General features: G+C 72.7%; 8 protein-coding genes. 2 read left to right on the top strand and 6 right to left on the bottom strand.

The window, feature by feature from the left end; translation table 11 throughout:
- Window positions 1–126: 126 nt before the first annotated feature.
- The gene (locus VG276_16715) at window positions 127–249 is read right to left on the bottom strand and encodes a hypothetical protein (protein ID HEV8650984.1); all 123 of its coding nucleotides are present in this window, start codon (window positions 247–249) and stop codon (window positions 127–129) included.
- Window positions 250–449: 200 nt separating this feature from the next.
- Here VG276_16715 and VG276_16710 point away from each other — a divergent pair, with 200 nt between their 5' ends.
- Both VG276_16710 and VG276_16705 read left to right on the top strand, forming a co-directional pair.
- Window positions 450–1,367, top strand: coding sequence for an ABC transporter ATP-binding protein (locus VG276_16710; protein HEV8650983.1), 918 nt, complete (start codon window positions 450–452; stop codon window positions 1,365–1,367).
- Entirely contained in the window at window positions 1,364–2,167 is an 804-nt protein-coding gene (locus VG276_16705; GenBank protein ID HEV8650982.1) for an ABC transporter permease subunit, read from the top strand. The genes VG276_16710 and VG276_16705 overlap by 4 nt, the downstream gene beginning before the upstream one ends.
- A 370-nt stretch (window positions 2,168–2,537) precedes the next feature.
- On the opposite strand, the gene VG276_16700 is transcribed toward VG276_16705, so the two are convergent.
- The 5 genes from VG276_16700 to VG276_16680 form a co-directional block, all read right to left on the bottom strand.
- Window positions 2,538–3,755 (bottom strand): Fic family protein, encoded by a 1,218-nt coding sequence (locus VG276_16700; protein HEV8650981.1) that lies wholly within the window; start codon window positions 3,753–3,755, stop codon window positions 2,538–2,540.
- A gap of 427 nt (window positions 3,756–4,182) precedes the next feature.
- On the bottom strand, window positions 4,183–5,148 hold the full coding sequence (locus VG276_16695; protein ID HEV8650980.1) for a tyrosine-type recombinase/integrase: 966 nt from the start codon (window positions 5,146–5,148) through the stop codon (window positions 4,183–4,185).
- A 229-nt stretch (window positions 5,149–5,377) separates the two neighbouring features.
- Window positions 5,378–6,490, bottom strand: a complete 1,113-nt coding sequence (locus VG276_16690; protein HEV8650979.1) for an ATP-dependent 6-phosphofructokinase — start codon at window positions 6,488–6,490, stop codon at window positions 5,378–5,380.
- Between the two features lie 131 nt (window positions 6,491–6,621).
- A complete protein-coding gene (gene lnt / locus VG276_16685) occupies window positions 6,622–8,643 on the bottom strand; it encodes an apolipoprotein N-acyltransferase (GenBank protein ID HEV8650978.1) in 2,022 nt (673 codons plus the stop codon).
- Window positions 8,644–8,672: 29 nt separating this feature from the next.
- Window positions 8,673–10,139 carry an NAD-dependent succinate-semialdehyde dehydrogenase gene (locus tag VG276_16680; protein HEV8650977.1) on the bottom strand — a complete coding sequence of 489 codons (1,467 nt, stop codon included), beginning with the start codon at window positions 10,137–10,139 and terminating at the stop codon, window positions 8,673–8,675.
- Window positions 10,140–10,331: the final 192 nt, after the last annotated feature.

Genomic DNA, 10,331 nt, shown 5'->3' with positions numbered 1-10,331 from the left:
GCCAGCTGGAGGCCCTGGGCTTCACCGTCACCCTCACCCCGGCAGCCTGACCCCGCCCCCCACAACCACATCCGCAATAGAGGAGCCGGCTTCGCCGGCTGCTGCCGCCTGCCTGGCCGAGGTCTGTTATTTTCCGGTCAGGAATCCGCAGGCCAGCGCGGTGAAGGTCTGGAAGGTCGGGGCGGTAAAGCCGGGCGCGAACCCGGCGAGCAGCCCGACCACAGACGGCGGTGAGGTCGGCATGGGCATCGGCGGCTTGTTCGTTGAGGAGCGGATGGAGCCGTCGATGCTCCTTGTTCACCGGGCTGCCCGCAAGCCGGCCTGCAACCAAACCACTCCAGCCCAAGACGGCGAACGTCGAGTTCACGTAGAACTGGCGCGGTCGAGCGGCCGACCGGATAAGCTCAGCCGGGTGGTGGCGGCACCCCGACCGAGCGGGAGGTCGGCCGATGGGCGCGGCGATCGAGGTCGAGGGGCTCGTCAAGCGGTATGGCCGCAAGCTGGCCGTGGATGGGGTGTCGCTGTCGGTCGCCGAGGGCGAGGCGTTCGGCTACGTCGGCCCCAACGGGGCCGGCAAGACGACCACCATCCGATGCATGCTCGGCCTCATCCGGCCGACGGCCGGCAGGGTCCGCATCCTCGGACACGACGTGGCCACCGACCTCAGCGCGGTGCTGGCCGAGGTCGGGCATCTCCCGGGCGAGTTCGGGCTGTGGCCGCAGATGACCGGCGGCGAATGCCTCGACTACCTCGGCGCGTTGCAGCGGCGCCTGCCCGTGCGCCAGCGGGAGCTGTGCGACTGGCTGGAGCTGTCCCAGGCCGACCTGCGGCGCCAGGTCCGGTTGTACTCGCGGGGGATGAAGCAGAAGATCGGCATCATCCAGGCGTTCCAGCATGAACCCCACGCGCTGGTGCTGGACGAGCCGACCGAGGGCCTCGACCCCGTCATGAAGGAGCGGTTCGTCGGGCTGCTCGCCGAGCACCGAAAGGCGGGCGGGACCATCTTCCTGTCCTCCCACATCCTCTCTGAGGTGGAGGAGACGACCGAGCAGGTCGCGGTGCTCAAGGCCGGCCGCGTCGTGCGCACCGGGCCGACCGCTGACCTCACCGGTGAGCGCGTGCGCCACTGCACCCTGGTGCTCAAGGAGCCGCTCGCCGACGCGGCCATCCTCGACCTGGAGGGCGTCTCGGGCCTGGAGAGCGATGGCCTCGGCCTGGTCCACCGCTTCGAGTTCCGGGGCGACATGGAGCCGCTGATGCGGCGGCTCGGTGCGCTGGCGGTGCAGGAGTTTCTGGCCGAGCCGGAGCATCTCGCCGAGACGTTCTTCGAGATCTACGGGGGGGCCGAGAAGGAGCAGGCGCGATGAGCACGACCGTGCTCCGCCACACGCTGCGGCAGGTGCGCCGCCCACTGGGCGTGCTCGCGCTCGGCGCCGGCGCGTTCTTCTACCTGGTGCTGCTCGCCTCGTCGTCGTTCACCAAGCAGGCGCCGAACCTCCCCTTCTTCCAGTCGCCGCCCAAGGCCATGACGGCGTTCCTTGGCGGCTCGGCCGACTTCTTCCACGCCGCCGGGTGGCTCGCCACCGGCATGACCCACCCGGTCACGCTCTCCCTGCTGACCTCATCGGCGCTGCTGGTCGCCGCCGGGTCGGTGGCCACGGAGGTCGAGCGGGGCACCATCGACCTGGTGCTTGTCCGGCCCGTCGGCCGCGTGCCGTTCCTGCTCGCCAAGGCGCTCGCCTCGATCGTGGCCGTGACCGCCGCCGAGGCGGGAGGTCTCGCCGGCGTGCTGCTGGCCAGGCAGACCATCGGCGGGGTCCGGGCGCTGTCGGTCGGGTCGGTCCTGCGCGCCTTCACCGGCTCGTGGCTGCTGTTTGTGGGCGTCGCCATGGTCGGGATGCTCGTCTCGGCCCGGTCGAGCCTGCGCGGCCGGGCGATCGGCGTCACCGTCGGCATCGTGGTCGCGTGGTTCTTCATGAACTTCATCGCGTTGCTCATCGACGGCATCAGCGGCCTGCGCTACGCCTCGCCGTTCCACTACTTCCAGCCCACGGACCTGCTCGCCGGCAAGGCGTCAGGCGGCGATCTGCTGATCCTGGCGGCGGTCGCGGCGGTCGCCCTGCTCTGGGCGGTCGCATGGTTCACCCGGCGCGACCTCACCCGCTAAGCAGCTCGGCGAGCAAGCGCGGTAGGCTCGGCGGGCATCGGCGGTGACTCCTTGGTCGGATGAGCCGCCGATGCTCCCCTTGCTTCGGCTCGGCCAGGCAAGCCGGTCAACTCAGCAGGCCATCCCAAACGCGAAAGTGCGAAAGTCGAGTCGGCATGTGAAGGCTAGCTATCCGGTTCGAGCCGGGCACCAGGATGGTGAAGCCGTCTAGGATGGTGAAGCCGTCTAGGAAGGTGACGCCGGCGGCCAGCTCCGGCGGCTTGAGAACGGCCTGCCGCCTGACCGGCGACGGGTGGTTGGCGAGCAGCCGCCGATGCCAGGGCGCCGCATTGGAGGAAGAACTTGCAGCCGTGGCGTGCGCCGCGAGACGTCAGGCCAGTTTTCGGCTGAACTGGTCCATCGCGGCGGCCAACGTTCGATCGATCAGGTCGGCGATCTCCTGCCACCGCTCGTCGGCGGTGTCGGTATGCACGAGGGTGACGCTGTCGTCGCTGGAGAGCGTCAACAGCTGCTCCGGGATGGCGTCCGACTGGTCGCCTGCCTCACTACTCTCGCCCCTGGGTAGCAGCCGCTCCGCGAACACCGTCATCGCCAGCACGCCCGTCTCGCCCTGCCCGACCTTCTGCACCGCTGCCACATAGCGCATTGTCTGGCCGAGGGCGGAGAGGTGGAGGCGCGTCCACCAGGCTCCGTCGGTGAGGTTGGTGTAGAAGTCGACCTGACGGGCGGCACGAACCAATTGGGCGAACCACCACTTCGCGCGAGGATCGGGTGGCTCGGCGCTGTATACCCGAGTCCGCGCTGCGGGGTCGACTTCGGCGAACGTCCGCTCGAGCTCAGCGCCGAGCGACTCGACGTGCGACGAGATCCTCGCGCCGACTGCCTGCGCCAGGGAAGCCGAGTCCGCCGCGAGCCTTGCCAGATCGGTCTCGCGAAGCGCCCGGAGACGCTCGACGTAGGCCCGCGCGACACCGACCGCGCCCACGGGTGCCGCCGCGGCCACGGCCGGCAACGTCAGCTCGCTCCGCAGCGCGACGATCTCGAAGCCGGCGAAGAGCCTGACGAGCGGCGCCAATTCGCCGAGGTTGGCGAGGTCCAGGACGTGCAGGTACTCGTCCCGCCGCCGGTGGTCGACCACCAGCGGCGCGTAGTCCTGGCGCAGCAGGACCAGGAGGACGAGGGCTCGCGCGACACGGCCGTTCCCGTCCTGGAACGGGTGGATGCGGATGAAGCGATGGTGCAGCCACGCGGCAAGGATGATGGGATGGACATGGGCGTTCTGCTCATACAGCCTGATGAGCCGTTCCATCTCCGGCTGGACGTGCTCGGGGGGGACGTATTCGAGCAGCGAGCCGTCCGGCCGGACGACGTGGTTCGGCTGCGTCTTCCACTCGCCATGTCGCAGCGGGACCTGCAGCACCTGGCCAAGATCGTTGCTGGCCTCGTAGGTCGCCTGGTGGCGGGTGATCGCCTGGTGAAGCTCGCGGACGAAGAACACCGTCAGGTCGCGGCCTTCCCGGGCGGCTTCGGCCAATGCGGCCAGCGCCTCGAACTGTGTGTTGATGGTGGCGAGCGCGTCGAGGTCCACACCGCCCTCGCGCTCGGCGACTTCGAGGGTCAGACCCTCGGCGACGAGCGCCTCGGTGACGCCCCAGGAGACGTCGTAGAGCCGCTCGATGATCCCTGTCTCGATGGCGTGCCGGCGGAGTGAGCGACGCCGAGCCTCGGCGAACTCCTCGGACGAGGCGCGGTCGATCGACCGCTTCCATGCGATCCGGAGTTCGTCGACGGTCTCGAGCATGGACCGCAGCGGGCCGTTCACCGGATCCGGCGGTGTGACCTCTTGCCAAGGATGGACAACTCGCGGCATGACTCGGAGTCTAACCAATGCGGCAGCGAGTTGAGGTGGTGTGGTCAGCGGGACGAGTCCCGACCCGAACAGCCGCCGGCCGGGAACTCCGCTCACCTTCACCGCCGCACGCGTCGAGGCGCATGGCCTGCCCTCCGGCCCTGAGTCACAGTCCCACCTTGGCCGCGGCGACCTCACGCCACAGCTCGCCCCGGCGGATGTAGGTGCGCGCGACCGCCGGTGACTTCCAGCGCCCCTGCTCCATGATCAGCTCCTCGGCCACGCCGGCCTGGGCCGCGGCCACCGCCAGCCCGGCCCGCAGGCTGTGGCCGGAGAACGCGGCGGTGTCCAGACCGGCCCGCCCGGCGGCGCGCTTGACCGCGCGGGCGACCGTCTTGTCCGACAGGCGGGTGGTGGCCACGTTGCCGTGCCGGTCGACCCCGCGGAACGCGGGGCCGCCGGTGATGCCCGCGGCCGTGGCCCACGCCCTCCAGGCCCGCACCGGGCAGGTCGCCTCGTGGGCGCCGTAGGGGATCGGCAGCACCGCGCCCTCGCCCTCCTGGTCGGTCTTGGAGCGGTGCAGCAGGAGCTCGAGCCCCTCGGGGACCTCGACGACGTCCGCGGCATCGAGGGCGACCAGCTCCGAGCGGCGCAGGAAGCCGGCGAAGCCGACCAGCAGCAGGGCCCGGTCGCGCCGGCCGAGCAAGCCGTCGTCCAGGGTGGCGACCATCGCCCGCAGCGTGTCGGTGACCGCCGGCTCGGCCTGCCTGGCCGGGCGGCGGCCGTGGGTGCGCACCACGCCCTGCCAGACCAGTCGAACCTCGGGGGTCGCGGTCGGGCTGCGGTGCCCGGCCGCCTGGTGGATCTGGGAGATCGACGACAGCCGCCGCCGCAGCGTGGTCACGGCGAGCCGGCCCCCGTGGGCGGCCAGGTAGGCCGCCACCGTCTTGACCTCGGCGGGCAGGGCGGCCAAGCCGCGGGCCGAGCACCAGTCCGAGAAGTGGCGCCAGTCGGTGGCGTACGCCTTGAGGGTCGCGGACGCCCTGGACCGCAGCGCGTACACGTCGGCCAGCTCGAGCAGGCCGGCGAGCGGCTCGGCCTCGCCCGGCCGGGCCGGTTCCAGCTCCCGCACGGCGGCACCCCTGGACGGCTCGGGTCCGAGAACGACTGGCCGGGGACGCTACCACCCCGCCCCGACAGGCGATCTCCGGGCCTGCGACCCGGCCCCGACAGCCCAGCCGGAATCCTGCTCTCCCAAAGCGCCGACCGACAGGCGATCTGCCGACGGACAGGCGATCTCCACGCCTACGGCCCGCCCGGGTTACCACCAAAGGGGTCGAAGGGGCCGAGCGGGGCCGAGCTCAGGGGAGCGACTCGGGGACGGCGTCGGCGTCGCCCTCGTCGCCGAAGGCGATCCCCAGGCCGCGGGCGGTATGGATGATCTCGTGGTCGGTGGGGACCGTGCGCACCCGCCCGGCCACCTCGAGCATCGGCACGGTGGTGATCTGGCCCCCCTGCATCACCACCACCTCGCCGTAGCGGCCCTCAGCGAGCTTGTGCACGGCGGCCGCGCCGAAGCGGGTGGCCAGGATGCGGTCATAGGGGGTGGGCATACCGCCGCGCTGCAGGTGGCCGAGGACGACCACCCGGGCGTCCTTGCCGGTCAGCTTGGCGACCTGGGTGGCGACGTAGGCGCCGACGCCGCCGAGCGTGCCGGTGACCTCCTGGTAGATCTGGCTGCCGCCCTCCTCGCCGGCACCTTCGGCGCAGACCGCGATCGAGAAGCTCGACCCCTGGAACTCGCGGGTCATCACCTTGCTCGCGATGCCCTCGACGGTGAACGGGATCTCCGGGATGAGGATGATGTCGGCGCCGCCGCCGAGCCCGGAATGCAGCGCGATCCAGCCGGTGTCGCGCCCCATCACCTCGAGCACCATGACCCGGTCGTGGCTGGCGGCGGTGGTGTGCAGCCGGTCGATCGCCTCGGTCGCCACCGTGAGCGCGGTGTCGAACCCGAAGGTCTGCTCGCAGCCCCAGAGGTCGTTGTCGATCGTCTTGGGCACGCCCATGGCCCGCACCCCGTACCTGGCCAGCTCACTCGCGATGCCCTGGCTGCCCTCGCCGCCGATCACCACGAGCGCGTCGATGCCGAGCCGGCGGACGTTGCTGGCCAGCTCCTTGTAGGGGCGCGGATCGCGCTGGAGCTCGCCGTCGACCTCCATGAGCGCGAAGTGGCCCTTGTTGGTCGAGCCGAGGATCGTCCCACCCCTGGGCAGGAGGCCGCTGACCGCCCCGAGGTCGAGGTTGCGGACGCTGGGCTTGCCGATCAGGCCTTCGAAGCCGTGCTCGATGCCGACCACCGTCCAGCCGTACTCGAGTTGGGCGGTCCTGACCACGGCCCGGATCACAGCGTTCAGGCCGGGGGCGTCGCCCCCGCTGGTGAGGATGCCAATGCGTCGAATCGGAGGTGCCATCGTCAGGTCCCTTGTGCGCTCGTGCGATGCACTCGACGGGTACGAGGGTAACCCCTCGGTCAGGCCTGGTCGAGAAGCATGTCTGCCGTGCATCCAGACGACGGCGGGCGGCGCAGCCTCGGCGAGGCCGACTACGCCAGCGGCGCCCGGGGCGGTGCCCCGCTCGGCGAGGCCGGCGAGGGCGCCAAGGCCCGGCGTGAGGGCCGGTCGGCGGCCGGGTCGGGCTGATCCGGCCCGCCCCGGTGGCCCGGAGGGCGGCGCCGCCGGGCCACCCAGGCCAGGGCGACCAGCGTGAGCACACAGGACCCGGCCGGCAGCCAGTCGCCCAAGCGGACGTAGGGCGTGCGCTCGCGGGAGAGGGGCACGGCGATCACGTCCGCGCCCCGCCAGGTGGTCGGGTGCCAGGCGAGCCGGCGCCCGCGCGCGTCGAACGCCGCCGACACCCCGCTGATCGCGGCCTGCAGGACCGGGCGCCCGGACTCCACCGCGCGCACGGCGGCCAGGCTGGCGTGCTGGTCGGGACCCCAGCTCTGCTGGAAGGTGGTGGTCGCGCTCTGCACCACGACCAGGTCGGCGCCCTGGCCGGCGAGCGACCGGGCCAGGTCGGGGAAGGCGGACTCGAAGCAGACGAGCGGCCCGACCGCCACCGGGCCGGCGTCGAGGACCACCAGCCGGCTGCCATGCCGCCGGTCCAGGGCGGCGGCGTCGGTGAAGCGGGTGACCCAGCCGAACAGCCGCCGCAGCGGGATGTACTCGCCGAACGGCACCAGCCGCATCTTGTCGTAGCTTCCCTCGGGGCCGTTCGGCCCGACCAGCAGCGAGGTCTTGTAGATCCCGGCGGCACGCCGGCCGCCCTGGCCCGCCCCGGACAGGGCGGATGCCCTGGGCAGGGCGGACGACCCGGACTGGGCTGGCGCTGTAGCGGCCGGGGCTGGTGTGCCCGGGGCGCCCGTGGCCTGCTCGGCGTCGACGTTGACCAGCACGCGGGCGCCGGTCGCGCGGGCGGCGGCCGTGAGCCGGGCCAGGTCCCCCGGGTGGGTGGCCGGGTCCCGGCCCACGCTGCTCTCGCCCCAGACGACCAGGTCGGGGCGGGTGGGTGCGAGGGCCAGGGTGGCGGCCTCGCTGGCGCGGAAGCGGGGCTCCACCTGGTGGACGACCCCAGGCTGGACCACGGCCACGCGCACGGTGCCGGACGGCGCAGACGCTGGGCGCAGCGCCGCGTACCCCAAGGTGCCGGCGACCAGTCCGACCAGGGCAACGGCCGCGACGACCCGCCCCGGCCTTTGCCCACCCGGCCCCGGTCCCAGCCCTGCCGTACCCACCCGCCCTGGCCAGCGCCCAGCCGGCCCCGGCTCTGCCGCACTCATCCGCGCGGGTTGGCGCCCGCCCAGCCCCGCCGGGACCGCCGGATCGGGCGCGTGCCCGCCCGATCCGGCCCGGGTCGGGACCGCCGGCTGGACCCTGAGCCTGCCCGGTCCAGCTTGGGCCGGGACCGCCGGCACGAGCCCGGGCCGGCTGGCACGGGGTGCGAGCGCGACGGCGACGGCGACGTTCACGGCGGCGAGCAGGAAGCTCACCGCCCACACGCCGCCGACTGAGGCGAGCGCGAGCACCGGGAGGTCGTTCCACTGGCTGGCGCCGAGCAGCCCCCACGGGCCGCCAAGGCCCGGCCAGGCCCGCACGTACTCGCCGGCCACGAACGCGCTGGGCACCACGGCGAGCGCGGCCAGCACCCGCGCGGCGGAGGGCTCACGGTGCAGCAGGGCCCAGGCGATGAGCCCCCAGGGAGCCCAGCAGGTCCCGAGCAGGAGCGCGGCCGGGACCGCGAACGGGCCCACCTTGGGCAGCAGGAAGGCATCAACCGCAACGAAGAAGCCGGCACCCCCGAGCCAGGCGAGCACGGCCGCGTCGCGCCCGGTCGGAGCGGCGCGGATCAGCGTGAGGAGCGGGACCAGGCCGACGAACGCCAGCCACCACAGCGACGGTCGCGGGAAGGCGAGCGCGAGCGGGGCGCCCAGCAGCACCGCACCGGCCCGCGCGCCCCAGTGGCGCTCGGCCGGTACGCTCCAGCGGTGTCCGGAGCGTCCGCCCCAGCGGCGCTCGGCCCGCGCGCCCCAGCGCTGTCCCGAGCGCCCACCCGCCGCCCCGGACAACGCGCGCCGCCTTCGGCTCGCCGACCCGCCTACAGGTTCATCGCGACGTACTTGATCTCCAGGTACTCGTTGATGCCCTCCCTGCCGCCCTCACGGCCGAAGCCGGACTGCTTCACCCCGCCGAACGGCGCCGCCGGGTTGCTGACCAGGCCCTGGTTGAGGCCGACCATCCCGGTCTCCAGCCCCTCGACGACCCGGAACGCCCGCTTGAGGTCGCGGGTGTAGACGTAGGCGACTAGGCCGAACTCGGTGTCGTTGGCGGCCGCGATGGCCGCCTCCTCGGAGTCGAACGAGGCCACCGGGGCGACCGGGCCGAAGATCTCCTCCTTGAGCACGCGCGCGTCGTCGGGCACCTCCGACAGCACGGTCGGGGCGTAGAAGTAGCCGCGGCCGTCGCGGGCGCGGCCTCCGACCAGGGCCCTGGCCCCCTTGTCGAGCGCGTCGGCGACCAGCTCGCTCACCTTCTGGACCGCCTTGCCGTCGATCAGCGGGCCGACCTGCACGCCGTCCTCGGTGCCGCGGCCGACCTTCAGCGCCTTCATGCGCTCGGCCAGCCTGGCCGAGAACGCCTCCGCGACCGGCTCGGCCACGTGGAAGCGGTTGGCCGCGGTGCACGCCTCGCCGACGTTGCGCATCTTGGCGATCAGCGCGCCCTCGACCGCGGCGTCCAGGTCGGCGTCGTCGAAGATCAGGAACGGCGCGTTGCCGCCCAGCTCCATCGACACCCGCAGCACGTTGTCGGCCGCCTGGGCGATCAGCTTGCGGCCGACCTCGGTCGACCCGGTGAACGACAGCTTGCGCGCCCGCGGGTCCTTGATGATCGGCGCCATGACCGCGCCCGAGGAGGTGGTGGTGATGACGTTGAGCACCCCCGCGGGCAGGCCCGCCTGCTCGAGGATGTCGGTCAGGGCCAGCATCGACAGGGGGGTCAGCTGGGCCGGCTTCATGACCATCGTGCAGCCGGCGGCGACCGCCGGGCCGATCTTGCGGGTGCCCATCGCCATCGGGAAGTTCCACGGCGTGATCAGCAGGCAGGGGCCGACCGGCTGCTTCATGGTCAGCAGCCGGCCCTTGCCGTTGGGGGCGGCCGCGTAGCGGCCGTCGATGCGGACCGCCTCCTCGGCGAACCAGCGGAAGAACTCGGCCGCGTAGGCGACCTCGGCCTTGGACTCGGCCAGCGGCTTGCCCATCTCGAGGGTCATCAGCAGGGCCAGCTCGTCGCTCTGGGCGCTGATCTGCTCGAACGCCCGGCGCAGGATCTCGCCCCGCTCCCTGGGCGGGTGGCTGGCCCAGTCGGCCTGGGCCGCGGCGGCGGCGTCCAGCGCGGCCATGCCGTCCTCGGGGCCGGCGTCGGCGACCTCGCACAGCGGCTCACCGGTCGACGGGTCCTCGACCTTGAACGTCCCGCCCTTGGCAGCGTCCCGCCACTGCCCGCCGATGTACAGCTTCGGGGTGACCGCGTCGACGACCTTCCGTTCGTTGGCTTCGATGCTCATGGCGCCTGGTCTCCTTCCGCGAGCCGGTCGCTGCGGATCGCCGGGCCGGCAGCCTCCGCAAGGCGGCATCTGCCCTCGAGCACAATAGCGCCGCGCTGGCCCGGTGCGCCGCGCCGGCATGGTTGCCAACCGGTGCCCGAGGCGATGTGATGGCGTCCCGACCGCGCCGCGTCGAGGAGGTCCCGCCATCAT

The organism is Actinomycetes bacterium (genome assembly GCA_036000965.1).
Classification (GTDB): Bacteria; Actinomycetota; CALGFH01; order CALGFH01; family CALGFH01; genus DASYUT01.
Note: the sequence above shows the minus strand (reverse complement) of the source record. Positions and strands in the feature narration are given on the sequence as shown.